Raw genomic sequence first — 26967 nt, 5'->3', positions numbered from 1 at the left:
GGAGAAGAAACGATGAAACCGCTTGCGGCCGCCCTTGCGGCGGGTCTCGCGCTTGCCGCTTCCGGCGGCGCGGCCAACGCCCAGATTTCCGACGACGTGGTCAAAATTGGTGTGCTCACCGATATGTCCAGCCTCTATGCCGATGCCACCGGCAAGGGCTCGGTCGCCGCGGTGCAGATGGCGGTCGCCGACTACGGCGGCAAGGTGAAGGGCAAGCCGGTCGAGGTGGTCTCGGCCGACCATCAGAACAAGCCGGACGTCGGCGTCGCCATTGCCAGGAACTGGTACGATAACGAGAAGGTCGATGCGATCTTCGACGTGCCGACCTCCTCGGTCGCGCTGCCGATCTCGGCGCTGACGCGCGAGAAGAACAAGATCAATATCAATTCCGGCGGCGGCACGTCCGACCTCACCGGCGTTGCCTGCTCGCCCAACACCGTGCACTGGACCTACGACACCTACGCACTGTCGAACGTCGCCGGCAAGGCGATGGTCAAGCGCGGCGAGGACACCTGGTTTTTCGTCACCGCCGATTATGCGTTCGGCATGGCGCTCGAGCGCGACGCTGCCAACGTCGTCAAGGAAAGCGGCGGCAAGGTGCTCGGCGAGGTGCGCCACCCGCTCAACACCTCCGACTTCTCCTCCTTCCTGCTGCAGGCGCAGGCCTCGAAGGCCAAGGTCGTGGCGCTCGCGAATGCCGGCGGCGACACCACCAACGCGCTGAAGCAGGCCGCCGAATTCGGCCTCACCCAGGGCGGCCAGAAGATGATCGCGTTGTTGCAGGAGATCACCGACACCCATTCGCTCGGTATCCAGGCAACCCAGGGCCTGATCGTGACGGATGCCTTCTACTGGGACATGAACGACGAGACGAGGGCCTTCTCGAAGCGCTTCAATGAGAAGGTCGGGCACATGCCGACCATGATCCAGGCCGGGCTCTATTCGGCGACGATGCATTACCTCAAGGCGATCGAGGCCATCGGCGCCGACGAGGCGCCGAAAGTGATGGCGCAGATGCGGGCGACGCCGGTGAACGATTTCTTCGCCAAGAACGGCAAGATCCGCATCGACGGGCGGATGGTGCACGACATGTACCTGTTCGAGGTGAAGAAGCCCTCGGAATCCAAGGGCGAATGGGACCTCTACAAGCTGCTCGCCACCGTGCCCGGCGACGAAGCGTTCCGTCCGCTCGACAAGGGCGGCTGCCCGCTGGTGACGCACTGACGCGCACGACGTAGGCGAATGGCGGATGGACCGCCCCATCCGTCATTTGCGCATCACGCCAACCGGTATGTTCCCCCGATCACCGGATCGCCGTCGGTCGTGACGATCCCTCGGGCGACCAGATCCTCCAGATGCGCCAGCACGGAATAGCCGGCAGCGCCGGTTAGCCGCGGATCGAGGCCGATATAGATCGCCCGCACCATGGTCGGGATGTCGGCTTCGCCCTTGGCGAGGCGATGCAGGATCGAGGCCTCGCGCGCCTTCCGGTGCCGCGCCAGGAAACGGACGTAGCGCGGCCCTTCGGTGATTTCGGGGCCATGACCCGAGAAATAGAGTTCCTCCGGCCGCTGCTCCAGCCGTTCCAGCGAAGCCATGTAGTCGATCATCGATCCGTCCGGCGGCGCCACGATCGAGGTCGACCAGCCCATCACGTGATCGCCGACGAAATTGATGCCGCGCTCGGGCCAGGCGAACGCGAGGTGATTGGCGGTATGGCCCGGCGTCGCCACCGCCTCCAGCGCCCAGCCGGAACCTTCGATCACGTCGCCGCTCTTGACCTCGATGTCCGGCCTGAAGTCGCGGTCGGCACCGGACTCCGGATTATGCTTCTCGCTCTCGAACCGCGGCCGCGAAGCGCGGTGCGGGCCCTCGGCATAAACGGGCGCGCCGGTCGCCTGCTTGATCCGCGCGGTGTTCGGCGAATGGTCGCGATGGGTGTGGGTGACCAGGATGTGCGTCACGGTCTCGCCGCGCACGGCATCGAGCAGCGCCTTGGCATGCGCTTCATCATCCGGGCCGGGATCGATGATCGCGACATTGCCCTGGCCCACGATGTAGCTGACCGTGCCGGTGAAGGTGAACGGGCTCGGATTGTTGCAGAGGACGCGCCGCACGCCGGGGCGGGCTTCGTCGACCACGCCGGGCTGCAGCGGAAAATCGCGGTTGAACGGGATGTCGTCGTTGTCGGCCATGGCTGCACACCTGACGCTGATTCCGTCATGCCCGGGCAAAAGCGCGAAGCGCGTCTTCGCGCAGATGTCCCGGGCATCCACGCGCTTTCTTTCCGGAAGCTCACACGTGGATGGCCGGGACAAGCCCGGCCATGACGGAGCAAGGGGTTACATATCGCTCCACAAGATCAGCGCTTACGAGAACGCCTGGATGCCGGTGATGGCGCGGCCCAGGATCAGCGCGTGCACGTCGTGGGTGCCCTCATAGGTGTTCACGGTTTCCAAATTCGCGGCGTGGCGCATCACATGATACTCGATCTGGATGCCGTTGCCGCCGTGCATGTCGCGCGCCATGCGGGCGATGTCGAGGGCCTTGCCGCAATTGTTGCGCTTGACGATGGAGATCATCTCCGGCGCCATCTTGCCCTCGTCCATCAGCCGGCCGACGCGAAGCGAGGCCTGCAGGCCGAGCGCGATCTCGGTCTCCATGTCCGCAAGCTTCTTCTGCACCAATTGCGTCGCGGCGAGCGGGCGGCCGAACTGCTTGCGGTCGAGCGTATATTGCCGTGCACGGTGCATGCAGTCCTCCGCGGCGCCCATCGCGCCCCAGGAGATACCGTAGCGGGCGCGGTTGAGGCAGCCGAACGGCCCCTTGAGACCGGAAACATTGGGCAGCAGCGCACTCTCCGGAACCACCACACCATCAAGCACGATCTCGCCGGTGATGGAGGCGCGCAGCGACAGCTTGCCACCGACCTTCGGCGCGGAGAGGCCCTTCATGCCCTTCTCCAGGATGAAGCCGCGGATCTGGTTGTCGTGCGCGGCCGACTTCGCCCACACCACGAAGACGTCGGCGATCGGCGCGTTCGAGATCCACATCTTGCTGCCGGTCAGCCGGTAGCCGTCGGAAACCTTCTCGGCGCGGGTCTTCATGCCGCCGGGATCGGAACCCGCATCCGGCTCGGTCAGGCCGAAACAGCCGACCCATTCTCCGGTGGCGAGCTTGGGCAGATATTTCTTGCGCTGGTTATCATCGCCATAGGCATAGATCGGGTACATCACCAGCGAGGTCTGCACCGAGTTCATCGAGCGATAGCCGGAATCGACCCGCTCGATCTCGCGTGCGACGAGGCCATAGGCCACATAGCTCGCATTCGCGCAGCCATATTCCTCCGGCAGCGTGACGCCGATCAGGCCGAGTTCCCCCATCTCGTTGAAGATCTCGCGATCCGTCTTCTCTTCCAGATAGGCGTTGATGACGCGGGGCAGCAGCTTGTCCTGCGCATAGGCGCGCGCGGTGTCGCGGATCATGCGTTCGTCTTCGGTGAGCTGGTCATCGAGCAGGAACGGATCATCCCACTGGAAAGAAGCCGCAGCCGGCTTGTCCTTGGCCTGGGGGCGCACGCTCATGAAGATCCCTTTCGTCTCGTCGTTTCGGAATTACCCGATAAATTAAAGCGCCGTGAGTGGAAGCGCAATTGCATTGGGTTCCCCTGGTCAGCTTTCGAGCTTCTCGTTGGAGACGATCTCGATGCCGAAACCGGACAATCCCTTGTAGTCATGCACGGATGAGGTGAGATTGCGGATCGAGGTGACGCCGAGATCGCGCAGGATCTGTGCGCCGACGCCGACCTCGCGCCATTGCCGGTTGCGATCTGCCTCCGCAGTCTGCGTGCCAACGGGCTCAACGGGAACACCGGCCGCGCCGTCGCGCAAGTAGACCAGCACACCGCGGCCAGCGTTCTTGAATTGGCGCAGAACGGCTTCCATGCGCGCCCCACCGGTGAAGATGTCCTTGACGATGTTCGGCTTGTGCAGCCGCGTCAGCACGTTCTTGCCGTCGCCGATGCCGTTATAGACGAAGGCGGCGTGCATGATCTCGTCGAATGGCGAGCGGTAGGCATAGCCCTGCAGCGGGCCGATCGGGCTGTCGGTCGTGAACGTCGCGACCCGCTCGATCAGTTTCTCGCGGGCCTGGCGATAGGCAATCAGATCGGCGATCGTGACGTGCTTGAGCTTGTTGGCGGCGGCAAAGCGGGCGACCTGCTCGCCCTTCATCACCGTGCCGTCGTCGTTCATCAATTCGCTGATCACGCCGACCGGCGGCAGGCCGGCGAGCTTGCAGAGGTCGACCGCGGCTTCGGTATGGCCGGAGCGCAGCAGCACGCCGCCGTCGCGGGCGATCAGCGGGAAGATGTGGCCCGGCCGGGCAAAATCATTGGCGCCGGCATTGGGATTGGCGAGCGCGCGGCAGCAGGAGGCGCGCTCGTCGGCCGAAATGCCGGTGCCGCCATCGGGCTTGTAGTCGATCGAGACGGTGAAGGCAGTGGTGTGGCTGGAATCGTTGTGCGCGACCATCGGGTCGAGCCGCAGCCGCTTCGCGTCGTCGGTGGTGATCGGCGCGCAGACGATGCCGGAGGTGTGACGGATGATGAAGGCCATCTTGTCGGCAGTACAGAGCGAGGCCGCGACGATCAGATCGCCCTCGCCTTCCCGATCCTCGTCATCGGTGACGACGACGAGTTCGCCCTTCGCAAAGGCTTGCAACACTTCCTGGATCGTATCGGCCATGTGTCAAAATCTCGCTTCTTGCTGCCAGTGCATTAGCCGGAACCGGCAGCCCGCGCCAGCATCAATCCGCATGGCAGCAGGCATACCAGCATGCATTCCGCCCACCAGCATCTAGGGCAACACCTCGCGCCGCTCGGCGAGCTGCACATCCATCTCGGCGCGCTTCTCTGCCAAGAGACCGGCGTCCGCCGCTTCGATCACCGAGAACAGCTCGCTCGCGTCGCTGATCCGCGTCACCGTCACGTAGTCGGCTCCGGCGGCGTAGAGATCGTTCACGTCAGCCAGGAAATCGGCGGTCGCGACGATCTTGGCGGTCGGATTGAGGCTCCGGACATGGCGGACCAGCTTCTCATTATTGGCGCCGACCAGGAGCGAATCCGGCACGCTCAGGATGATGATCTCGGCCTTGCCGATGCCGGCATGCACCAGCGTATCGACATTGCTGATATCACCATAGATCACCTGCAGGCCGCGGTCTTTCAAGGTCCTGAACACCAGCGGGTTGAAGTCGATGACGCTGATCTGCTCCAGCAGCGCCTCGTTCTGCCGCTCGATCTGGCTGAGCAGGGCGCTGGCGGCGCGAAAAAAGCCGAGGATGACGATCCGGCGGGGCGCGCCGTGGCCGCCCTCGGGGCCATCCGCTTCCACAGGGTGGGCCTGATCGAGGTCGCGAAGCCCGATCCGCTTCAATGGCCCGATCAGGGATCGGGTGATCTCGCCGCTCCTGGTCATCGCGAAGGTGCTGAGCACCGCCAACACCACGAAAGCGAAGGAGGCGGCGCTCGAGGTCGCGGTGGAGATGTGCCCGGCGGCAACGCCGGTCTGGATCACCACCAGCGAGAATTCCGAGATCTGCGCCAGGTTGATCGCCGGCAGCAGGCTGGCCCTCAAGCCCTGCTTCATCAGATAGAGCGGCGTGAACGTCGTGACCAGGCGGCTCACCACGGTGAACGCCGCGATCAGCAGCGCAAGCCCGATCACCGAGAGACCGGGAACCGGGATCGTCATCCCGAGCGCGACGAAGAACAGCGTGATGAAGAAATCGCGCAAGGTGGTGACCTTGGCGGTGACGTCGAGCGCATACGGGAAGGTCGACAGCGATACGCCGGCGACCAGCGAGCCCATCTCGCGCGATAGATGCAGGCGTTCGGCAACCTCGCCGATCAGGAAGCACCAAGCAAGCGCGCCGAGCAGGATCAGCTCGGGGCGGCGTGCGATCTGCTGGAACAGCCGCGGCAGCACGTAGCGGCTGAGCACCAGCGCGGTCGCCACCAGCACGCCGACGCGCACGATCGAGAGCAGGACGATGCCGATCTGGAGGTTGTCGAGGCTCGGCTGCACGGCGAGGAACAGGATCGCGAAGATGTCCTGCAGCACCAATACGCCCAGCGTGATGCGGCCGGGCAGCGTATCGAGCTCGCGCTTCTCGTAGAGCACCTTGACGATGATCACGGTCGAGGAGAGCGCGCAGGCGACGCAGAGATAGAGCGCGTCGAACTTGCCGCCGCCGCCCATCGACAGCCCGATGCCGACGAAAAACAGGATGCCGAGCAGGCAGCCGCCCAGGAGCTGGCCGCCGGCCGCGAACAGGATCACCTTGCCGGCGCGGACGATCTTCTTCAGGTCGATCTCGAGCCCGATCATGAACAGCATGAAGATCAGGCCGAGCTCGGATATGACGCTGATCGATTCCTGGGACTTGACCAGGCCCGTGCCGAATGGACCAATCAAAAACCCGGCGATAAGGTAGGCCAGGATCAGGGGTTGCCGGGAGAAATGAGCTAACAGGCCGAGCACCCAGGCGAACAGGATGCTTAAAGTAATATCACCTATAAGTTCATGCATGTCTTGGGGCTTCTCCTCAGCGCAACCTAGAGACCCAAGCACGGGGGTCAAACGAGCAATCTGTCACATCCGCGCCCTTAGCCTGTTTCTGGCGATTCTGGCATCGCTGACCGCATCCCGCCCCTCTGTGGCGCAAAGCGGCAGCATCGAGCAGGATTTTGCGAGTTCGCTGACGGCTGTTCCCGCCGAGAATCTCGTCGTTTCCGGCTCTTTCTACGTCCCAGTCTATTCCAGTGTTTCGATGAGCCAAGGCAGGCTCAGGGCCGATTTCTCGGTGACATTGAGTGTCCACAACACCTCCGAGACCAAGCCCCTTGTATTGAAGCGGATCGCCTATTTCGACACCGAAGGCAAGCCGGTTGAAAGCTACCTCAAGGCGCCGATCGCGCTGAAGCCGTTCGCAACCATCGAGGTCTTCATCCCCACCTCCGACGTGCGCGGCGGCACCGGCGCCAATTTCGTGGTGGACTGGGCGGCAGCCGGCGAGATCGCTGAACCCGCGGTCGAAGCGCTGATGGTTGGCAGCGTCGGCCCGGGGCACTATGCCTTCATCAGCCAGGGACGACCGATCAGGATCATCAGTAAGAACTAGCAAGAGGGCCATCGACTTTCTCCGGGCCTTCTCAACGACAACAACACGGGAGTGAATGTCCATGTCGTCAGCCCAATTCGATTTCGCGCCGCTGTTGCCCGCCGGCCTGCCGGCACCGGCCGCCAAGTGGACCGGGCTTGCCAAGTACAGCTTTGTCGGCGGCAACAACGATCCGGACGGGGTTCCGGTCGACGGGCTGATTGAGGCGGTCAACGCGGTGCTGAGGCGCGAGGGCAAGGCGCTCGCGACCTATAACCTCGCCCACGGCCCGCAAGGGTATCGGCCCTTGCGCGAATTCCTGATCCATAAGCTCAAGCGCGATGCCGGCATCGACTGCACGGCCGATGACATCTTGATCGTCTCCGGCTCGCTGCAGGCGCTCGACCTCGTCAACCACACGCTGCTGGCGAAGGGTGACACCGTGCTGATCGAGCAGGAGACCTATCAGGGCTCGCTGAACCGGCTCACACGGCTCGGCATCAATGCCGTCGGCATTCCCCTCGACCAGGACGGCATCCGGATCGATGCGCTGGCTGCCGCGCTCGCCGACCACAAGCGGCGCGGCATCACGCCGAAATATATCTACACCATCCCGACCGTGCAGAACCCGACCGGCACGATCCTGCCCGAGAGCCGCCGCGCCGAGATGCTGAAGCTGTCGCGCGACTATGGCGTGCCGATCTTCGAGGACGATTGCTACGCCGACCTCACCTGGAGCGGCGAGCGTCCGCCCGCGATCTATGCCATGAGCCAGCAGGGCGGCGTGATCCATATCGGCTCGTTCTCGAAATCGATCGCGCCCGCCTTGCGCGTCGGCTTCATCGTCGCGCCCTGGGAAGTGATGTCGCGGATGCTGGCGCTGAAGACCGATGCCGGCTCCGGCGCGCTGGAGCAGATGGTGCTCGCCGAATACTGCGCGCCGCATTTTGCGACCCATGTGCCGGAGCTGACGCGCGGCCTGCGCGCCAAGCTCGATACGCTGATGGAGGCGCTGAGCGAGCAGTTCGGCACCGTGGCGGAATTCGAAGAGCCGAAGGGCGGCATCTTTCTCTGGGTCAAGCTTCCGGATCATGTCGATACGCTCAAGCTTTACCAGGCGGCGCTCGCGGCCGGCGTATCGATCAATCCGGGACCGGAATGGTCGACCAACAAGGCGTGGTCCGGCAGCCGGCTGCGGCTGTGCTTCGCGAGCCCCTCGCATCAGCAGATCCGCGAAGGCGTAGCCGTGCTCGCCGACGTCTGCCGTCGCGAATTCGGCGTGCCGACACGCAGCGGCAATATCGAACGCGCGCAAGGCTGAACGCATTCGCTTGCTGAACAGTTGTTCAGGATTCTCCCTAAGTTCCTGCGGAACGTTTCCGCGGGAAGTGCCGTTTAGTTCAGGCACATGGAGGAGGACATCATGAAGAAACTTGCTTGTGTCTTTGCAGCGCTCGGCGCGATTGCCGTTGCAGTTCCGTCGATCGCCAATGCAGAGACCGTCGTAATCAAGCGTGGCGACCATCATCATCACTGGCGCGGCGCCCACGCCGAGATGCGCGGGCCCGGCTGGCATCATCGCCATCACGACAAGGTGGTGATCATCAAGAAGCATCATCACAATTACGGCTACTGAGGCGTGAACAGAATGGCTCCGCAAGGGGCCATTCTTTTTTGCAGCGATCCTGCGTAGGATGGGTAGAGCGGCGCGAAACCCATCGCGATAGAGCGAGCCGCACGATGATGGGTTTCGCGCCGCTCTACCCATCCTACGATTCCCCAAACCTTGCACCGCCGTCGTCCTCGCGAAAGCGGCCCCATAACCACAGGGGAGAGTTCTGATTCAGATTTCAAACAGCCGAGGGGATGTGAGTCCGCATTCTCGCGACGTGAAATGCCCGAGGTTTGCATCGTTTCCGCCCTCCTCGATGTCAGAGGGCGCAGGGAAAGCCGGGTGCTGGTTGCACCCGTGGGTCCCGTGCAACAAAAAGCACGGGGGTAGGACCACAGGTCAACCGAAGCATTCCGGCTTTCCCTGCGCGATGGTGTTACGGTTTCCTTCGCGCTCTCCCCGGTGACCGGGCTTTCTTGCCACCGTCATCTCAAGCGCGAACTTGTTCGCGCGAAAAACTTAGCGCCAGCGTCGGGGCGCCAGGACCACACGACTTCGCCGTCCGTGAGTATCTCGCTCGTCAGTCGTGACACTCACGTCCACCGCATCTCACCGCAACGTTCGTGACGATCGCGAGCCGCCCCTCATCCGCCGTGAGACGCGCGGAGTTAAATCACTGATTTGCCCGACGGCGAAAGCGGAATATTTTTCGCAGCACGGCTGGACAGACTTTGGGCTGATTTGCCCGTCGAGTTGATTTGTCGCACCCAAAGTATCCACGTCGTCATTGCGAGCGGAGCGAAGCAATCCATAGCGCCGCAAGCGGAGGCGTGGATTGCTTCGCGGAGCCTGTCGTCGGGCGCGCGTTCGCGCGACCCGTTGGCTCGCAATGACGGGGCTGCAGCCGGAATGGATTCCGGGCTCGTCCTTCGGACGCCCCGGAATGACGGAGGGAGTCAGATGTGCTCGGCCATGATCTCGCCCGGCCGCGCATCCGGCCGCGGCTCGATATCGACCGACCAGAGGTCGCGGTTGTCGACGTCCTTCAAGGTCACCGTCATCACCCCGGTCGCACCATCGATGTCGACGCGGCCGAAGAATTGCAGGCCGAAGCAGGGAGCGAGGTTGTCGCCCTGCTCTGCGCTGCAGCCTTTCTGATACATCGCTTTGGGGCCGAAAGTGTTGTCGAGCACGCCGGGCGACCAGGTGCCGGCGTGCAGCGGGCCGGAGACGAATTCCCAGAACGGCTCGAATTCCTGGAAGACCGCGCGGTTCGGATCGTAATGATGGGCCGCGGTGTAGTGCATGTCGGCGGTGAGCCAGACCGTGTTGCGGATGCCGGCGCACTTCATGAAAGACAGGAGATCGGCGATCTCGTGCTCGCGGCGCTCCGGAGGGCCGTCGCCGAGCGCGACCGCATCCAGGCTGATAAGGCCGATCGGCAAGTCCGCGGCGATCACCTTCCAGGTGGCGTTGGAGGCGACCAGCTCGCGCTTCAGCCATGCGAGCTGCGCCTTGCCAAGGATGAAGCTGTCGCTGTTGCCATCGCCTTTATTCCACGTGGAATCGCGGTAAGAGCGCATGTCGATGAGGAACACGTCGAGCAGCGGACCATAGGCGATCCTGCGATAGACGCGGCCGTCCTGCGCGGGGGTAGCGCGCATCGGCATGAATTCGTGAAACGCGCGCCGCGCACGCGCCACCAGACGCGAAGAGCCGTCCTCGGCATAGCCGGTCTCATCAGCGCTGCCGATCGGCGACCAGTCGTCGGCAACCTCGTGGTCGTCCCATTGTGCGAACATCGGCACTTCCGCATGGAAGGCGCGGAAGTTTGCGTCACACCAATTGTATTTGTAGTTGCCGCGAAATTGCCCGAGGCTCCTGGCAACCGCCGACTTCTCTTCGGTGACGATGTTACGCCAGAGCGTGCCGTCCGGCAGCCGCAACTCAGATGGCACCGGGCAATCGGCGTAGATGTGGTCGCCGGAATGAATGAAGAAGTCGGGACGGTTCGCCAGCATGGTGCGGTAGCTGCGCAGGCCGCCACGGGAGGGATCGATGCCCCAGCCCTGCCCCACGGTATCGCCGGACCAGACGAAGGAGATCGATTGGCGCATCGTCGGTGCCGTGCGGAAACGGCCGCCCCTCGCCTCGCCCGCAAGTCCGTCGGACGATTCAAAGCGCACCCGATAGAAGATGTCCTGTCCCGGCGGCAGGCCGTCGATGAGGAGCTTTGCGGTGAAGTCGGTTGAAGGCAGCCGTCGCTTGAGGCCGCGCGCAAAATGGTCTTGAAATTCTCGTCGGCTGCGCATTCCACCTGCATCCGCGCGGCCCGATCGACACGCGACCAGATCACAGCGGCATCATCAGAGACGTCACCCGATTGAATCCCGCACCGAAGCTTCGGGCGATCGGCGGCGCGGCTGAGATAAGGCTTTGCGAGAGTGCCGAGACTTGCGAGTGCGGCGGTCGAGCCTGACCGGATCAGAAACTGGCGTCGGGTCAGGCCGCGCCTGGCGCGTGTCGCGATCGCCATCAGGCAGGATCTCCGTCGAATCGCGACGAAGGTTGCCTGTGCTGCTTGACTCCCAGCCTACGGTTTTACGACAGGTGGATGACTCGTGAAAACGCGCTCGTCATGCCCGGGCTTGACCCGGGCATCCACGTCTTGCAGCCGCGCGCGCTCTCGTGGATGGCCGGGTCAAGCCCGGCCATGACGGAGAATGTGTGCGCCAGTGGTGCTCTTAAGACTTTGTCGGGCGCGCCCGTCAACGCCAGTTGCAGATGCCGCCGGAGCGGCAGGGCCAGGTCTGGATGCGGGCGTCGCGGGCCTGGGCGTCGAGCGGGTTGCCGTGGCGGCGGGCAAGCTTGGCGCGGGCGGGAACGCGCCGCTCGGTGCGCACCGACCGCTCAGGCACAGGCGCAGCACGCGCCGCCCTGACCCTTTTCGTCTCTACCGGCTTCGGTTCCGCGACCACATGTGCAGCATCATTGTGATCGCTCTTGGCTTCGACGGGAACCGGTGCGAACTCCGTCGGCGGACCGAGCCGCTTAGGCGACAGCACGGCCTTGGAGAGGTCGAGATTGAAATAGTCGCCGGGGCGATAATCGTCCGCCATCGCCGGGACGCTCAGGACCAGGGCGGCGGTGGCAACGGCGGCCAGAACTGCATTTCTGGAGCTCACCGAACGCCTCCGAAATGACTCCAAGTGGACATGCCCATCATGTAGGAAGCCGGCCGGACAATTCCAGCCGATCCTGTGGGCACGGTTACCGATCAACGAAAACAATGGCCGCAGGTTGCTTCCTGCGGCCCAAGAATAGGCTCAAGAATCAGCCCAAGCACCGGACCGGATCGGAACCTACTCGGCCGCCTGCGCGACCGGCTGACCGATCGCAGCTTCGAGCCGCTGGCACTCCTGGCGATAGCGAGCGACGTTCGCTTCCTTGACGTGGCCGTAGCCGCGTACCAACTCCGCAGCCTTCGCCAGCGCCACCAAGCGCGGCACATCGAGCGGCTTGTTGCCGAGATGGCGCAGGATCATCGCCGAATATTCGCCCGGCAGCGCCCGCTCCATCCGCCGCTCGGCGGTGTAGCCGAAGATATCGAGCGCGGAACCACGCAAGCGTTTCAGCCGCGCCAGCAGCCTGAACGCGCTGAACACCCAGGGCCCGAACTCGCGCTTCCGCAGATGTCCGGTGACCTTGTCGCGACGCGCGAACAGCGGCGGGGCGAGCAGCACCTTCAACCCGGGCTCGCCGTCGAACTGCTCCTTCAACGCCCTTGCGAATTCGCCATCGGTGTAGAGCCGCGCGACCTCGTACTCGTCCTTGTAGGCCATCAGCTTGAACAGGCCTTTTGCAAACGCCTCCGTCAGCTCATGCGAGCCGGGGGCCGCCGCAGTCTCGGCGGCACGCACCCGCGCGACGTCGGCAAGGTACCGCTGCGAATAGGCCTCGTCCTGATAGTCGGTGAGGAACTTGGCGCGGAAGGCGATGGTCTCGTCGAGCGTGCGCCGTGCCGGCGCCGCGCTCGACGTTTTGAAGCGCGCGGCGCTGACGACACGTGCCAGGTCGTGCGCCGCGAGCCGGCCCCATGAGAAGGCCATCTTGTTCATGTCGACCGCGGCGCCGTTGAGCTCGATCGCCTTCATCAGCGCCTCCAGCGACATCGGCACCGCACCGCGCTGGAAGGCGAAGCCGAGCAGGAAGGCGTTGGTGGCGATGCTGTCGCCCATCAGCGCTGTGGCAAGGCCGGTGGCATCGAGGATGTCGAGGTCGGACGAGGTGACGGCTTGGCTCAGCGCATCGCGCATCGCGCCCGCCTCGAAATCGATGTCGGGATTCATCACGAAGCTGGCGGTCGGCAGCAGGTCGGCATTGACGATCGCGCGCGTCACGCCGCGTTCGGCGCGGCTCAGCGCCGCGACGCTGGTCGCGACCACGATGTCGCAGCCGAGGATCAGGTCGGCGCCGCCGGCGGCGATGCGGACGCTGGCGAGATCCTCCGCACGCGGCGCGAGCCGGACATGGCTCATGACCGCGCCGTTCTTCTGCGACAGGCCAGTGAAGTCGAGCGTCGAGCACGCCAGGCCCTCGACATGGGCGGCCATGCCGAGCAGCGCGCCGATGGTGATGACGCCGGTGCCGCCGATACCGGTGACGAGAATATTGTAGGGGCCGGACAGCGCCTGCGGCTTTGGCGTCGGCAAGTCCTTAAACAGTGCCGACGGATCGGTAGCGGCGCGGTCGGCCTTGCGCAGCTTGGGATTGTGGACGGTGACGAAGCTCGGGCAGAAGCCCTCGATGCAGGAGAAATCCTTGTTGCAGTTGGACTGGTCGATGCGACGCTTGCGGCCGAATTCGGTCTCGAGCGGCTGCACCGAGACGCAGTTCGATTGCACTGAGCAATCGCCGCAGCCCTCGCAGACGCGCTCGTTGATGAAGACGCGCTTGGGCGGATCGGGATAGAGCCCGCGCTTGCGGCGACGCCGCTTCTCGGCCGCGCAGGTCTGGTCGTAGATCAGGACCGTGAGGCCGGCGATGTCGCGGAGCTCGCGCTGTACGGCATCGAGCTCGCGGCGGTGATGGATGGTGGCGCCAGTGGGGAAATAGTTGGCAGGATATTTGGTGGGATCGTCGGAGACGATGGCGATGCGCTTGGTGCCTTCGGCGGCGACCTGATGCGCAATCTGCGACACGTTGAAGCTGCCTTCGGCGGGCTGACCGCCGGTCATCGCGACCGCATCATTATAGAGGATCTTGTAGGTGATGTTGACGCCGGCGGCGGCCGCGGCGCGCAGTGCGAGCAGGCCTGAATGGGTGTAGGTGCCGTCGCCGAGATTCTGGAAGACGTGCTTCTCGTCGGTGAACGGAGCCTGCCCGATCCAGGCCACGCCCTCGGCGCCCATATGCGAGATGGTGGCGGTGCGGCGCGCCGGGATCGACAGCGCCATGCCGTGACAGCCGATGCCGGCCATGGCGCGGCTGCCTTCCGGGATCTTGGTCGAGGTGTTGTGCGGACAGCCCGAGCAGAAATAGGGCGTGCGCTGCAGTTTTGCGGCGCCGATGCCTTCGGCCGGCCGATCGAAGGCCTCCAGCTTGGCGAGGTGCTGCTCCAGCATCGGACTGCGATGGCCGAGCCTGCGCAGCCGCGCGACGACAGCGGCAGCGACCATGGTCGGCGTCAATTCCCCTTCGCTCGGCAGCAGCACCGCGCCGCTCTCGTCGCGCTTGCCGACCACCGACGGCCGCCTGGAAGCATCCACATTGTAGAGGATGCGGATGAGCTGGTCCTCGATGAAGCCACGCTTCTCCTCGACCACGAGCACGTCCTGCAATCCTTCGGCGAAGGCGCGGGCGCCGGATTCCTCCAGCGGCCATGTCAGCGCGACCTTGTAGATGCGAAGACCGAGCGCTTGTGCCTCGGCGTCGGTGATACCAAGCTCAGCCAGCGCCTGGCGCAGATCGAGATAGGCCTTGCCGGTCGCCATGATGCCGAGCCGCGCCGGCTTGGAGTCGAGCACGATGCGGTCGAAGCGGTTGGCGCGGGCAAAGGCGGCGACGGCCTGCATCTTCGGGCCGTGCAGGCGGCGCTCCTGTTCGAGCGGCGCATCCGGCCAGCGGATGGAAAGGCCATCCGGCGGCATCTCGAAATCATCCGGCGTGATGATGCGGATGCGGTCGGGATCGCTGATGATCGAGGCCGAGCTCTCCACCGTCTCCGAGATCGCCTTGAAGCCGACCCAGCAGCCGCTGTAGCGCGACAAGGCGAAGCCAAGGATGCCGAGGTCGAGATAGTCCTGCAGCGTGGCCGGATTGACGACCGGCATCAGCGCCGATGCGAACACCTGCTCGCTCTGATGCGCCAGCGTCGAGGACTGGCAGCCATGGTCGTCGCCGGCGAGCGCGATCACGCCGCCATTCCGCGACGTGCCGGCGGAATTGGCGTGCTTCAGCGCATCGAGCGAGCGGTCGACGCCGGGGCCCTTGCCGTACCAGATGCCGAACACGCCATCGACCTTGGCGCCCGGAAACATGCCGACCTGCTGGCTGCCCCACACCGCGGTCGCGGCCAGATCCTCGTTGAGGCCGGGGACGAAGGCGATGTCATGCTGCTTGAGGAAAGATTTCGCCCGCCACAATGTGTGGTCGTACATCCCGAGCGGCGAGCCGCGGTAGCCGGAGATGAAACCCGCTGTGGTGAGTCCCTGCGCACGATCGCGTTCGCGCTGCAGCATGGGAAGCCGCACCAGCGCCTGGGTACCGGAAAGAAAGATGCGTTTGACGTCCAACCGGTACTTGTCGTCCAGGCCAACTTCCATCAGCGACATGCTTCGCTCCCCGTTCGTGCAAGCTTTTTATGGCTGCATAAAATGCACCGTTTTGCTATGCGTTGAAGGGCCTGCATTCATGGCCTGACAGCATATCTCCCGCCCCCTTGCCGGCCCCGCGCATCTTTGAAACGCTATCGTCAACGGGGAGAACCCCGATGGACAAGAACGAAAAGCGGGAGTGAAGCAGAGATGCGCCTTCAAGATCGTGTCGCCATCGTCGTCGGCGCCGGCCAGAGTCCCGGCGAGGGCATCGGCAACGGCCGCGCCACCGCGCTCACTTTCGCGCGCGAGGGCGCCAAGGTGCTGTGCGTCGACCACCATTTGGATTCGGCGCAGGAGACCGTCGACATGATCGCGGCGAAGGGCGGCACCGCTGTCGCCTTCAAGGCCGACGTGACGAAGAACGCCGAGATCAAAGCGATGGTGGCGGACGCGCATCGGCGCTGGGGCAAGGTCGATATCCTGCACAACAATGTCGGCGTCAGCCTCGCAGGCGGCGATGCCGAACTGCTCGAGATCAGCGAAGAGGCGTTCGACCGCTGCGTCGCGATCAACCTCAAGAGCTGCATCCTCGCGGCCAAGCATGTGATCCCGATCATGCGCGCGCAGAACAGCGGCGCCATCATCAATATCTCCTCGATGGCGGCGATCACGACCTATCCTTACGTCGCCTACAAGGCGACGAAATCGGCGATGATCGCCTTCACCGAACAGCTCGCCTATCAGAACGCGCAATACGGCATTCGCGCCAATGTGATCCTGCCCGGCCTGATGAACACGCCGATGGCGGTCGACACCCGCGCCCGCGAATTCAACAAGAGCCGCGCGGAAGTCGAGGCCGAGCGCGACAGCAAGGTGCCGCTGCGCCAGAAGATGGGCACCGGCTGGGACGTCGCCAACGCCGCGCTGTTTCTGGCGTCAGATGAGGCGAGTTTTATTACGGGTGTCACATTGCCTGTGGATGGGGGTGCCAGCGTACGGCGCGGTTGACTGCTTTACCTCGCCCCGCTCTTGCGGGGAGAGGTCGGCGCGCAGCGCCGGGTGAGGGGTCTCTCCGCGAACGCATTTCTCTCAAAACCTAAGATGCGGAGACTCCCCTCACCCCGCCCCTCTCCCCGCAAGAGCGGGGCGAGGGAGAAGGGGCAGCACGGCTGTATCATCTGGTTAAGATTCAATGGATGGCTTGAAAATATTGAAGAATTCCAGCCACACGATGATGTGACGGTCTATCCCCGTAATTCGAAATCCTGACTCGTTCTGGTCGCATGTTCTTCACGAGCGCTGGGTAATACGCGCCCCGTCGATGGTTAACGAATCCGAGGGACCATGAACGACGAATTTGACTACGAGCTGACAACCGATCAGTGGGAAGTTCTCAAAGCGTTGCGTGCACCTGCAGCAAACCCTTCGAGAATAAGCAGGTTTGCGGTCGAAAGCCTGATCACGCTCGGGCTCGCCGCGATGCGGGGCGATTCGCTCGCGTTAACACCTGCCGGACGCAAGGTGCTGGTGCGCGGCTCGTCGAAACTGCTGCAGGACCTCGCCGCTTGAGGTGAGGACCGCAGCGGGATAATTTTTCCTCGAAACCATCCCGCTTCATCTTTTTGTAATGCGTGATCACGCTCCGGGCCCGCGCGGCGTCATGCCGCGTGGGCCTTTGTTGGAATGGTCGCTTCGCCGTGATGCGTCAGCGGCTTCATGCCGGTGGCGCTGCGGAGCAACACATAGAAGACCGGCGTCAGGAACAGACCGAAGATCGTGACACCGATCATGCCGGAGAACACTGCGACGCCCATCGCGCGACGCATCTCCGAGCCGGCGCCGGTCGACAGCACCAGCGGCAGCACGCCCATGATGAACGCCATCGACGTCATCAGGATCGGGCGAAGCCGCAAGCGGCTCGCCTCGATCGCGGCGCGGATCGGCGAACGGCCGGCGAATTCCAACTCGCGCGCGAACTCGACGATCAGGATCGCGTTCTTCGCCGACAATCCCACCAGCACAATCAAGCCGATCTGGGTGAAGATGTTGTTGTCGCCGCCGGAGAGCCAGACGCCGAACATCGCAGCCAACAGTCCCATCGGCACGATCATGAGGATCGCGAGCGGCAGCGTCAGGCTTTCATAGAGCGCAGCCAGCACCAGGAAGACCAGGAGGATCGCGAGCGGGAAGACCCAGAGGCCGGAATTGCCGGCGATGAACTCCTGATAGGTCAGGTCGGTCCATTCGAAGGCAAAACCCGGCGGCAGCACTTCGGCGGCGATCCGCGTCGCCGCTTCCTGCGCCTGGCCGGACGAATAGCCGGGCGCCGCAGCGGCGTTGATGTCCGAGGACAAAAAGCCGTTGTAGCGGATCGCGCGCTCTGGCCCTGCGCTCTGCCGGATCTTCAGCAGCGCCGATAGCGGCACCATGTCGCCGGAGGCCGAACGCACCTTCAACTGCCTGATGTCGTCGGCGCGGGCGCGGAACGGCGCGTCGGCCTGGACATAGACTGAGTACGTACGACCGAATTTGTTGAAGTCGTTGACGTAGTACGAGCCCAAATAGATTTGGAGCGTGTTGAACACCTCCGTCACGGGCACGCCGAGCTGCAGCGCCTTGGTGCGGTCGATGTCGGCATAGAGCTGGGGAACGTTGACCTGGAAGCTCGAGAACAGGCCGGCGATCTCCGGCGCCTTCGACATCGCCGCCATGAACGCCTTGGTCGCCTCGTTGAGCGCGTCATAGCCGAGGCCAGCGCGATCCTCGATCTGCAGCTTGAAGCCGCCGATGGTGCCGAGACCGTTGACCGGCGGCGGCGGGAACATCGCGATGAAGGCTTCCTGGATGCCGGCATATTTCTTGTTGAGCTCGGCGGCGATCGCATTGCCGCTGAGCGAAGCGTCCTTGCGCTCGTCGAACGGCTTCAGCGTCGAGAACACGATGCCGGCGTTGGAGGAGTTGGTGAAGCCGGAGATCGACAGACCCGGGAACGCCACGGAGCTTTCGACGTCGGGCTGCGTCAGCGCGATGTCGCTCATCTTGCGGATGACCTCCTCGGTGCGATCCAGCGTCGCGCCGTCGGGCAGCCGCGCGAAGCCGACCAGATACTGCTTGTCCTGGCCGGGAACGAAGCCGCTCGGCACCTGCTTGAACAGCACGGCGGTGACGCCGATCAGGAGCACATAAACGCCCATCACGGCGGCCTTGCCGAAGATCACCTTGGTGACGCTGCGGCCGTAATTCTCCGAGGAGCGCGTGAAGACGCGGTTGAAGCCCCGGAAGAACCAGCCCAGCCCCTTGTCCATGATCAGCGTCAGCCTGTCCTTGGGCTCGTGATGGCCCTTCAGCAGCAGCGCCGAGAGCGCCGGCGACAGTGTCAGCGAGTTGATCGCCGAGATCACGGTCGAGATCGCGATCGTCAACGCGAACTGCTTGTAGAACTGACCGGTGAGGCCGGAGATGAAGGCGAGCGGCACGAACACCGCGATCAGGACCAGCGCGATCGCGATGATCGGGCCGGACACTTCCTTCATCGCCTGGTAGGTGGCCTCCCGCGGCGACAGGCCGGACTCGATATTGCGTTCGACGTTCTCGACCACGACGATGGCGTCGTCGACGACGATGCCGATCGCGAGCACCAGGCCGAACAGGCTGAGCGCGTTGATGGAGAAGCCGAACACATGCATCACCGCGAAGGTGCCGACGATCGACACCGGCACCGCGAGCAGCGGAATGATCGAAGCGCGCCAGGTCTGCAGGAACAGGATCACCACCAGCACGACCAGCACGATCGCTTCCAACAGCGTGTGCACCACCGCCTCGATCGAGGAACGCACGAACTGCGTGGGATCGTAGACGATCTTGAAGTCGACGCCATCGGGCATGTTCTTCTTGATCTCGGCCATGGTGGCGCGGACCTTGGTGGAGATATCGAGGGCGTTGGAGCCGGGCGCCTGGTTGATCGGGATCGCGACCGCCTGCTTGTTGTCGAGCAAAGAACGCAGGCCGTATTCGGAGGCGCCAAGCTCGATGCGCGCAACGTCACGCAGCCGTACCACCTCGCCGCGCGCGCCGGTCTTCACCACGATCTCACCGAACTGCTCTTCGCTGGCGAGCCGGCCCTCGGCGTTGACGGAAAGCTGCAGGTCGATGCCCTTGACGCTGGGCGAGGAGCCGACCACGCCGGCGGCGGCTTCGACATTCTGCGCCTGGATCGCCCTGACGATATCGCTCGCGGTCAGGCCGTGCTCGGCGGCCTTCTGCGGATCGACCCAGACCCGCATCGAATAGTCGCCGGCGCCATAGAGCTGGACGTCGCCGACGCCGTCGATCCGCGCCAGCCGGTCCTTGACGTTGAGCACTGCGTAGTTGCGCAAATACGTCATGTCGTAGCGGTTGTTCGGCGACAACAGATGCACCACCATGGTGAGGTCGGGCGAGCTCTTCTTGGTGATGATGCCGAGCTGGCGCACCACCGCCGGCAGGCGCGGCTCGGCCTGCTGCACGCGGTTCTGCACGAGCTGCGTCGCCTTGTCGGGGTCGGTGCCGAGGCGGAAGGTCACCGTCAGCGTCATCGCGCCGTCGGTGGTCGCCTGGCTGCTCATATAGAGCATGTTCTCGACGCCGTTGATCTGCTCCTCGATCGGCGTGGCGACCGTTTCCGCGATCACCTTCGGATTGGCGCCGGGATAGGTGGCGCGCACCACGACCGAAGGCGGCACGACATCGGGATATTCCGAGATCGGCATCGCGAGCAGCGAGATCAGGCCGGCGAGGAAAATCAGGACCGACAGCACGCCTGCAAAGATCGGGCGGTCGATGAAAAATTTCGAGAGATTCATGGGTGTGCCCCCGCCTGTGCGGAGCCTTCCAATGCGATCAATTCAGGAGTTGGGGAGTTTCTCCTTCTCCCCGCACGCGGGGAGAAGGTCGGGATGAGGGGAGCTTCCGCAAACACGGTGAGAGATAGACTCGTGGAAAGGTTCCCCCTCACCCGGATCGCATCTTCGATGCGATCCGACCTCTCCCCGCGAGCGGGGCGAGGTGGAGTCCGGCGGATCGATCGAGCGCCAAGTCATCACGCATCACTGCTGCGCCAGATGCTGATTGTTGCTACCGGCAGCGGCCTGCTGGGTGCCCCGCGCGCCCATTTCGGCGATCTCCAATTTCAGGAGAGCGCCGGGGCGCACGCGCTGCAGGCCATTGACGACGATGCGCTCGCCCGACTTCAGGCCCGAGGTGACGATACGCAGGCCGTCGACGGTGCCGCCGAGCGCGACCGGACGGTAGACTGCGCGGCTATCCTCGCCGACCACCATCACGAATTTCTTGTCCTGGTCGGTGCCGATCGCGCGCTCATCAACCAGCACAAGCGTCTGCTTCTGCGGCTGGCCCATGCGCACGCGGGCGAACTGACCCGGGATCAGGCGGCCGTCTTCATTGCGGAACACCGCCCGCACGCGGATGGTGCCGCTCTGGCCGTTGACCTGGTTGTCGATGAGCTGGATATGCCCCTTGGCGGTGGTGCCGCCGGACGTCGTCATCTCCACCGGGATCCGGTCGAGATTGCCGCGCGTGCCGGAGGCATCTGCGATCGAGTTCAGCGCGCGCAGCACCACCTCTTCGTCGGCGTCGAAGCTGGCATAGATCGGATTGACCGAGACCAGCGAGGTCAACACCGGCGACGCGGTACCGGCCGCGACGAGATTGCCGACGGTGACCTCGAATTTGCCGACGCGGCCGTCCACGGGAGCGCGCACTTCGGTGTAGTCGAGATTGAGCTTTGCGGTTTGCAGCGTCGCTTCGGCGGCCTTGACGTTGGCGATGGCTTCGCGATTGGCATTGTCGCGCTGGTCATAGTCACGCCGGGTCACGACCGCGTTGCCGACGAGTTGCGCGCCGCGTTCGAGCTCGCTTGTGGTGAAGACCACACGCGCTTTGGCGGCCTCGAGCTGCGCCTTGGCCTTGTCGACCTCCGCGGCGTAAGGCGCGGGATCGATCTTGAACAGGACATCGCCGGCCTTCACCAGCGAGCCTTCGGTGAAGTTGGTCGCCAGGATCGCGCCGGCGACACGCGGCCGCAGCTCGACACGGTCGATGGCCTCGAGGCGGCCGGAGAAATCGTCCCACAGATTGGCCTGTCGGGGCTCGATGGCCGCAACCGTTACGGCGACAGCCTGCTCAGGCGCCGTGGCCGCGCTGGTCGCCTGCGCGGCATAAAAATATCGGCCGGAAAGAACCGATCCGGCCGCCGCGACGGCGCCAACGATCACAATACCGCCAACGATGCGTCGGAATCGGCCAGAACGGGGGGTAATACGGGCGGGGGGCATTTGCGCGCTCCATAATGTAGTGAGCGCTACAAATGTGGATCTGGACGCCGGTCCGCAAGATACTTATGTAGCGGATGTTAAGAAATTTTCAGGGAGCACGCAATGGCGATGGGCAGGCCCCGGGCGTTCGACGCCGACGCGGCGCTGGACCAGGCGATGGAAGTGTTCTGGCGGCACGGCTATGAGGGCGCGACGATCGCGCAACTCACTGAAGTTATGGGCATAAATCCGCCGAGCCTGTACGCGGCCTTCGGCAGCAAAGAGGGCCTGTTGAAGGCTGCGCTCGATCGTTATAGCGCCAAACGCGCCTGCTGGATGGAAGAAATCGTGAGCGCGCCGACCGCCCGCGGGGTGGCCGAGCGCATGCTGATGGGCACCGCCGATACCCAGACCGACCCGGCCAACCCACCCGGCTGCCTGCTGGTCCAGGGCGGTCTTGCCTGCGGCACCGGCTCGGCAAACGTTCCATTCGAACTCGCCGCCCATCGGGCGCAGACCGAAAACCAGCTCCGCGAGCGCTTCGTCAGGGCGAAGGCCGAGGGCGACCTGAAGGAAACCGCTGACCCCGCCGCGCTCGCGCGCTATCTCTCCGCAGTCATCGCCGGCATGGGCGTGATGGCCTCGTCGGGCGCCGACCGCGAGGCACTGCGGCAGGTCGCCGCGGTATCGGTGAAGGCGTTCGAGGAGCAGAGTAATTCGTAAGTCGCCTGCCCCGCTCCGTCCGCTCAGCTTGAACCTCTGCCGGGTTTGATCCGAGAATGGTGCGAGCCTGACCGGGTTGGGGAGTGACCGGCGATGAAGCATTGGAGCCGCTGGCTGCCAGGTCTCGACGCCATCCGTCGATATGAAGGGGCGTCGCTCCGCCACGATGTCTTCGCCGGGCTCGTGCTGGCGACCATGCTGGTCCCGGTTGGGATTGCCTACGCGGAAGCATCGGGCTTGCCCGGCATCTACGGTCTGTACGCAACGATCGTACCGCTGCTGGTCTACGCGCTGTTCGGGCCCAGCCGCATCCTTGTGCTGGGACCGGACTCGGCTCTCGCAGCCGTCATCCTCGGCGTCGTCGTTCCGCTGTCGGGTGGCGATCCTCTGCGCGCCGCAACCTTGGCCGGCGCAATGGCGATCGTATCCGGGACGGTATGCATTCTGGCAGGCATCGCGCGTCTGGGTTTTGTGACCGAGCTTCTTAAGCCGATACGCTACGGTTACATGAACGGAATTGCCCTGACCGTGTTGGTCAGCCAACTGCCAAAGCTGTTCGGTTTCTCCATCGAGAGCGAAGGACCGTTACGGAGCTTGTGGGCAATCGGCGATGCGATCCTTGAAGGCAAGACCAACTGGATCACGTTCGGGATTGGACTCGGCAGCTTGATCATTATTCTCCTGCTCCGGAACAACAAGCGTCTGCCAGGTGTCCTGATTGCAGTGGTCGCGGCGACGCTCATCGTCGGTGCGCTGGGTCTCGGGTCGCATTACGGCGTCACCGTTCTGGGTCCTCTTCCGCAGGGGTTGCCGGGCTTCGCCGTTCCCCTGATCGGCACCAATGACATAGTGCCGGTCGTGCTCGGCGGCTCTGCCGTCGCGCTGATATCGTTCGCCGACACCAGCGTGCTGTCGCGCGCCTTTGCCGCACGATTGGGCACGCACGCCGATCCCAACCAGGAGATGGTGGGCCTTGGCGCGGCCAATCTGGCAGCCGGCTTTTTCCAGGGCTTTCCGATCAGCAGCAGCAGTTCGCGGACGCCGGTTGCCGAAGCCGCCGGCGCCCGCACCCAACTGACTTGTGTCGTCGGGGCGCTGGCCATCGCCCTTCTTCTGCTGGCAGCACCAAACCTGCTTCAGCATTTGCCCAACGCTGCGCTCGCCGCCGTCGTCATCGCCGCCGCGATCGGGTTGTTCGAGGTCACCGACCTCAAACGGATCTATCGCATCCAGCAATGGGAGTTCTGGCTGTCGATCGTCTGCTTTGTCGGTGTGGCCGCGCTCGGGGTGATTCCGGGAATTGGCCTCGCAATCGTCATCGCCATCGCCGAGTTTCTATGGGACGGGTGGCGCCCGCACTCGGCCGTGTTGGGCCGCGCCGACCGCGTCAAAGGTTATCACGACATCAGCAGATATCCGGACGCACGCCAGATCCCCGGGCTGGTGCTGTTTCGGTGGGACGCGCCTCTGTTCTTCGCCAACGCCGAATTCTTCAATGAGCGCGTTCTGGACGCCGTGGCGAAATCACCGACGCCCGCGCGTTGGCTGGTCGTTGCCGCCGAGCCGGTCACCAGCGTGGACGTCACCGCCGGCGATACACTTGCCAAGCTGGACGAGACGTTGCACGCGCGGGGTATCGAGCTTCGTTTTGCGGAGCTCAAGGATCCCGTAAAGGACAAGCTGAAGAAATTCGGATTATTGGCGCAGCTTGGTGAGGACAGCTTCTTCCCGACCGTCGGCGCCGCCGTTTCCGCCTACCTGGACATCAACAGTGATGTGGAATGGGAGGACTGGGAAGACCAAGCCGGCCGCTAGAGTGTGTGCTCACAAAGGCGCACATGTCAGCTTCTGACGACCAAGCGGAAATCTTATGATCAGTCGGAGCATTACCGCTCGTGACCCAAAGCGGACGTAAACCTTCGCCAGCTACTGAGCTTCAACGTATCGGATGATGCTCTGATTCTGGACGTTCGCGACCAATTCATCCGTGCGGGATAAAAGCCGACGTAGCAAGGGCGACGGATTTGCCTGATTGTATCCCAAGGCCAAATCGACCGTTGGAGTGCCGCCCTCAAGCGCTCTGGCGACGACGTTCGGTGCAAGCATGTTCTGCGCATAGAGCGGGACGAGGCTAATTCCGCCCGTGGAGGCCACGAGCGACATGGCCGATGATATGTTTTCACCTTCATACTTCGCCTTGAGGGTAATGCCGACTCGGGCTGCGTAGTTCTGTATGACATCCTGCAAGACCGGCGATGTTCTTGCCGAGCTGACATAGATCTCGCGGGCGAGATCCTGCGGACGAATCTTCTTCCGTGATGCCAAGCGGTGTTCGGCCGGCAGCACGGCAATTAAGGGCTCCTTTGCCAATATCTTGAAAACGACGCCGTCGTTGTCTTTTTCCGGACGAAGGAAAGCGATGTCCAGCTTTCCCCGCATCAATGCCAGTGCGAGTTCTGGCGAAGATTGCGTACTGAGCGTCACGTCGACATCGGGTGCTTCCTCGCGGAGCATACGCAGCAGCTGAGGGAGCCACATCACCTCCAGCCCGACGAGAAAACCCATCGAAAGGACGGGCCGTTGCGGTTGCGCTGTTTGTCGGGCGCCCTCCGTTGCGGCCGCAACCTGCAGCAGCGCCAGCCGCGCGTGATCAAGAAATACCCTTCCGGCGGCCGTCAGCGTCACGCCTCGCGCCTGGCGCTCCAATAGCTGGACGCCGACTTCGGCTTCTAGATCGCGGATCTGTCGGCTCAGCGATGGCTGCGAAGTGTTCAGTCGCCGCTGGGCGGCGGTCAGCAGGCTGCCTTCTTCAGCGACGGCAATGAAATAGCGCAGATGCCGGAGCTCCATGATCCCTCGTATGTCTTCCAGGCATAGCTTGAAGCCTACAAGGTCTTGGTCAGGAGCCAAAGAGGGATTTACCGTTTCGTAGTCTTCAACCAAGAAAAGGACAACGAACAATGTCTTCGCCGAAGCCTCGTATCGTCTTCAGCAAAGTGATCCCAGCACTCCTGGCCGATAGGCACGGCGTGATCGCAATTCGGTACGGCCTCAACAATTCTGCAGCGCGATCGAGAGTGATTTCCCTCATTTAGCGGGAAATGCGCGCGAACGCGCAAAGCGGCGAATAGCGCCGCGCCGGAGCCGCCGACAACGCGTCGGCGATCGGGTGTTGCCACGGCAACGGGTTCGCCGGCGGGGCCGCTGAACATCGTGTCTTTTGGAAAGCCAGGAGGCGCGATCTGTGGCCTGATCAGCTCGGGCTCGCTTGCTTTCTTTAGACACCCGTCCGCTAACCTTTGAATAAATCCAATAGCGCAGATGGAGCACCTCGATGCCCAAGATCACGACGACAGACGGCGTAAAAATCTTCTACAAGGATTGGGGATCGGGTCAGCCGATCGTTTTCAGCCATGGTTGGCCGCTGACAGCGGACGACTGGGATGCCCAGATGACGTTCTTCCTTCATCACGGGTATCGGGTGATCGCCCATGACCGACGCGGCCACGGCCGGTCCGACCAGCCCGGCACCGGCAACGACATGAACCATTGGGTTGCCGACCTCGCGGCTTTGACTGAGCATCTCAACCTGCGCGACGCGATCCACATCGGCCACTCCACAGGCGGCGGTGAGGTGGCTCGCTATGTCGCTCGGCACCAGGATCGCGTCGCGAAGGCGGCGCTGGTCGCTTCGCTGACGCCGAACATGTACCGGAGCAAGGACAACCCGTCCGGTCAACCGCCGGAGTGGTTCGAAGCGATTCGGGCAGGCGTGCTGGGCAACCGGTCGGAGTTTTACCGTTTCGTCCCTGAGAATCCGTTCTACGGCTACAACCAAGAAGGGGCGAAGCCTTCGGAGGCGATCATTGCGAACTGGTGGCGCCAAGGCATGGCCGGCGGTGCCCTCGCTCATTACGCAACCGTCGACTCTTGGCTCGAAGATTATACCGAAGACCTCAAGAAGATCACCGTGCCGGTGCTGGTGATGCACGGCCAGGCTGATCAAGTCGTCCCGTTCGCAAGTTCAGTGCCGCGTGCGGTCGATTTACTTAAGAACGGCTCGCTGAAGTCTTATGCCGGCTATCCCCATGGCATGCTCACCACGCATGCGGATGTCCTCAACCCCGACCTACTCGCGTTCATCAGGTCTTGACCCGGCATCTCTCCTCCGTCAATCGCCTTCCCGCACGAAGGAGATGCCGTTTGTAAGGCGGCGTCTCCTTCCAGTTCACGACACGGTATGCGACTGCCGCTTTTGGCCCAACTCGGACCTCTGGTGAGGTCAGCTATCGCACCGCTATCAGGGGTACAGCGGACCTCAAAGCGCCTTGATCTGCGGCGC

18 protein-coding genes and 1 pseudogene are annotated in these 26967 nt (G+C 63.6%); 9 read left to right on the top strand and 10 right to left on the bottom strand.

The window, feature by feature from the left end:
- The first annotated feature begins 12 nt into the window (after window positions 1-12).
- Entirely contained in the window at window positions 13-1224 is a 1212-nt protein-coding gene (locus tag ACZIRK_RS17920) for an ABC transporter substrate-binding protein (protein WP_456642406.1), read from the top strand.
- A gap of 53 nt (window positions 1225-1277) precedes the next feature.
- Here the strand turns inward: ACZIRK_RS17920 and ACZIRK_RS17915 are convergent, their stop codons facing one another.
- The 4 genes from ACZIRK_RS17915 to ACZIRK_RS17900 all read right to left on the bottom strand — a co-directional run bounded on the left by ACZIRK_RS17915 (window position 1278) and on the right by ACZIRK_RS17900 (window position 6590).
- Window positions 1278-2195, bottom strand: coding sequence for an MBL fold metallo-hydrolase (locus ACZIRK_RS17915; RefSeq protein WP_165435259.1), 918 nt, complete (start codon window positions 2193-2195; stop codon window positions 1278-1280).
- Between the two features lie 174 nt (window positions 2196-2369).
- Window positions 2370-3584: an acyl-CoA dehydrogenase gene (locus tag ACZIRK_RS17910; RefSeq protein WP_028168956.1), complete on the bottom strand. Its 1215-nt coding sequence runs from the start codon at window positions 3582-3584 to the stop codon at window positions 2370-2372.
- Window positions 3585-3671: 87 nt separating this feature from the next.
- Complete coding sequence (gene ribB, locus ACZIRK_RS17905; protein ID WP_028168955.1) at window positions 3672-4745, bottom strand: 3,4-dihydroxy-2-butanone-4-phosphate synthase; 1074 nt, start codon at window positions 4743-4745, stop codon at window positions 3672-3674.
- Between the two features lie 111 nt (window positions 4746-4856).
- Window positions 4857-6590 carry a cation:proton antiporter gene (locus ACZIRK_RS17900; RefSeq protein WP_130226458.1) on the bottom strand — a complete coding sequence of 578 codons (1734 nt, stop codon included), beginning with the start codon at window positions 6588-6590 and terminating at the stop codon, window positions 4857-4859.
- 127 nt (window positions 6591-6717) lie between these two features.
- Between ACZIRK_RS17900 and ACZIRK_RS17895 the strand changes: the two genes are divergently transcribed.
- From ACZIRK_RS17895 to ACZIRK_RS17885, 3 genes are all read left to right on the top strand, one after another.
- A complete protein-coding gene (locus ACZIRK_RS17895; RefSeq protein ID WP_245474757.1) occupies window positions 6718-7182 on the top strand; it encodes a DUF3124 domain-containing protein in 465 nt (154 codons plus the stop codon).
- Between the two features lie 61 nt (window positions 7183-7243).
- Complete coding sequence (locus ACZIRK_RS17890; protein ID WP_130226459.1) at window positions 7244-8482, top strand: aminotransferase-like domain-containing protein; 1239 nt, start codon at window positions 7244-7246, stop codon at window positions 8480-8482.
- 102 nt (window positions 8483-8584) lie between these two features.
- Window positions 8585-8797: a hypothetical protein gene (locus tag ACZIRK_RS17885; RefSeq protein WP_028168951.1), complete on the top strand. Its 213-nt coding sequence runs from the start codon at window positions 8585-8587 to the stop codon at window positions 8795-8797.
- A 932-nt stretch (window positions 8798-9729) separates the two neighbouring features.
- Here the strand turns inward: ACZIRK_RS17885 and ACZIRK_RS17880 are convergent.
- The 3 genes and pseudogenes from ACZIRK_RS17880 to ACZIRK_RS17870 form a co-directional block, all read right to left on the bottom strand.
- Window positions 9730-11309, bottom strand: a pseudogene (locus ACZIRK_RS17880) (alkaline phosphatase D family protein).
- Between the two features lie 232 nt (window positions 11310-11541).
- Entirely contained in the window at window positions 11542-11892 is a 351-nt protein-coding gene (locus ACZIRK_RS17875) for a hypothetical protein (protein WP_463327876.1), read from the bottom strand.
- A 243-nt stretch (window positions 11893-12135) separates the two neighbouring features.
- On the bottom strand, window positions 12136-15606 hold the full coding sequence (locus ACZIRK_RS17870) for an indolepyruvate ferredoxin oxidoreductase family protein (protein ID WP_463327835.1): 3471 nt from the start codon (window positions 15604-15606) through the stop codon (window positions 12136-12138).
- Window positions 15607-15798: 192 nt separating this feature from the next.
- Between ACZIRK_RS17870 and ACZIRK_RS17865 the strand changes: the two genes are divergently transcribed.
- Window positions 15799-16599 carry an SDR family NAD(P)-dependent oxidoreductase gene (locus ACZIRK_RS17865; RefSeq protein WP_130226164.1) on the top strand — a complete coding sequence of 267 codons (801 nt, stop codon included), beginning with the start codon at window positions 15799-15801 and terminating at the stop codon, window positions 16597-16599.
- Between the two features lie 336 nt (window positions 16600-16935).
- On the top strand, window positions 16936-17160 hold the full coding sequence (locus tag ACZIRK_RS17860) for a hypothetical protein (RefSeq protein WP_130226165.1): 225 nt from the start codon (window positions 16936-16938) through the stop codon (window positions 17158-17160).
- A gap of 89 nt (window positions 17161-17249) precedes the next feature.
- Here ACZIRK_RS17860 and ACZIRK_RS17855 read toward each other — a convergent pair whose 3' ends face one another.
- Both ACZIRK_RS17855 and ACZIRK_RS17850 read right to left on the bottom strand, forming a co-directional pair.
- Complete coding sequence (locus ACZIRK_RS17855) at window positions 17250-20432, bottom strand: efflux RND transporter permease subunit (RefSeq protein ID WP_463327834.1); 3183 nt, start codon at window positions 20430-20432, stop codon at window positions 17250-17252.
- 243 nt (window positions 20433-20675) lie between these two features.
- Complete coding sequence (locus ACZIRK_RS17850) at window positions 20676-21923, bottom strand: efflux RND transporter periplasmic adaptor subunit (RefSeq protein WP_130226167.1); 1248 nt, start codon at window positions 21921-21923, stop codon at window positions 20676-20678.
- Window positions 21924-22025: 102 nt separating this feature from the next.
- Here ACZIRK_RS17850 and ACZIRK_RS17845 point away from each other — a divergent pair, with 102 nt between their 5' ends.
- Window positions 22026-22625: a TetR/AcrR family transcriptional regulator gene (locus ACZIRK_RS17845; protein WP_130226168.1), complete on the top strand. Its 600-nt coding sequence runs from the start codon at window positions 22026-22028 to the stop codon at window positions 22623-22625.
- Window positions 22626-22718: 93 nt separating this feature from the next.
- Window positions 22719-24440 (top strand): SulP family inorganic anion transporter, encoded by a 1722-nt coding sequence (locus ACZIRK_RS17840; protein ID WP_463327833.1) that lies wholly within the window; start codon window positions 22719-22721, stop codon window positions 24438-24440.
- A gap of 111 nt (window positions 24441-24551) precedes the next feature.
- On the opposite strand, the gene ACZIRK_RS17835 is transcribed toward ACZIRK_RS17840, so the two are convergent.
- Entirely contained in the window at window positions 24552-25475 is a 924-nt protein-coding gene (locus tag ACZIRK_RS17835) for a LysR substrate-binding domain-containing protein (RefSeq protein WP_130226202.1), read from the bottom strand.
- Window positions 25476-25959: 484 nt separating this feature from the next.
- On the opposite strand from ACZIRK_RS17835, the gene ACZIRK_RS17830 reads away from it, so the two are divergent.
- Complete coding sequence (locus ACZIRK_RS17830; RefSeq protein ID WP_463327832.1) at window positions 25960-26778, top strand: alpha/beta fold hydrolase; 819 nt, start codon at window positions 25960-25962, stop codon at window positions 26776-26778.
- Window positions 26779-26967: the final 189 nt, after the last annotated feature.

The organism is Bradyrhizobium sp. Leo114 (assembly GCF_055229415.2).
The sequence above is the reverse complement of the archived record's forward strand: the minus strand, read 5'-3'. Positions and strand labels throughout refer to the sequence as shown.

Bases quoted from the DNA above. Each gene is read 5' to 3' on its own strand.
- ACZIRK_RS17850 (WP_130226167.1), bottom strand. From the start codon at position 21,923: ATGCCCCCCGCCCGTATTACCCCCCGTTCTGGCCGATTCCGACGCATC.
- ACZIRK_RS17900 (WP_130226458.1), bottom strand. From the start codon at position 6,590: ATGCATGAACTTATAGGTGATATTACTTTAAGCATCCTGTTCGCCTGG.
- ACZIRK_RS17845 (WP_130226168.1), top strand. From the start codon at position 22,026: ATGGCGATGGGCAGGCCCCGGGCGTTCGACGCCGACGCGGCGCTGGAC.
- ACZIRK_RS17875 (WP_463327876.1), bottom strand. From the start codon at position 11,892: ATGGCGGACGATTATCGCCCCGGCGACTATTTCAATCTCGACCTCTCC.
- ACZIRK_RS17915 (WP_165435259.1), bottom strand. From the start codon at position 2,195: ATGGCCGACAACGACGACATCCCGTTCAACCGCGATTTTCCGCTGCAG.
- ACZIRK_RS17840 (WP_463327833.1), top strand. From the start codon at position 22,719: ATGAAGCATTGGAGCCGCTGGCTGCCAGGTCTCGACGCCATCCGTCGA.
- ACZIRK_RS17890 (WP_130226459.1), top strand. From the start codon at position 7,244: ATGTCGTCAGCCCAATTCGATTTCGCGCCGCTGTTGCCCGCCGGCCTG.
- ACZIRK_RS17835 (WP_130226202.1), bottom strand. From the start codon at position 25,475: ATGGAGCTCCGGCATCTGCGCTATTTCATTGCCGTCGCTGAAGAAGGC.
- ACZIRK_RS17910 (WP_028168956.1), bottom strand. From the start codon at position 3,584: ATGAGCGTGCGCCCCCAGGCCAAGGACAAGCCGGCTGCGGCTTCTTTC.
- ACZIRK_RS17885 (WP_028168951.1), top strand. From the start codon at position 8,585: ATGAAGAAACTTGCTTGTGTCTTTGCAGCGCTCGGCGCGATTGCCGTT.
- ACZIRK_RS17860 (WP_130226165.1), top strand. From the start codon at position 16,936: ATGAACGACGAATTTGACTACGAGCTGACAACCGATCAGTGGGAAGTT.
- ACZIRK_RS17865 (WP_130226164.1), top strand. From the start codon at position 15,799: ATGCGCCTTCAAGATCGTGTCGCCATCGTCGTCGGCGCCGGCCAGAGT.
- ACZIRK_RS17855 (WP_463327834.1), bottom strand. From the start codon at position 20,432: ATGAATCTCTCGAAATTTTTCATCGACCGCCCGATCTTTGCAGGCGTG.
- ribB (WP_028168955.1), bottom strand. From the start codon at position 4,745: ATGGCCGATACGATCCAGGAAGTGTTGCAAGCCTTTGCGAAGGGCGAA.
- ACZIRK_RS17830 (WP_463327832.1), top strand. From the start codon at position 25,960: ATGCCCAAGATCACGACGACAGACGGCGTAAAAATCTTCTACAAGGAT.
- ACZIRK_RS17870 (WP_463327835.1), bottom strand. From the start codon at position 15,606: ATGTCGCTGATGGAAGTTGGCCTGGACGACAAGTACCGGTTGGACGTC.
- ACZIRK_RS17920 (WP_456642406.1), top strand. From the start codon at position 13: ATGAAACCGCTTGCGGCCGCCCTTGCGGCGGGTCTCGCGCTTGCCGCT.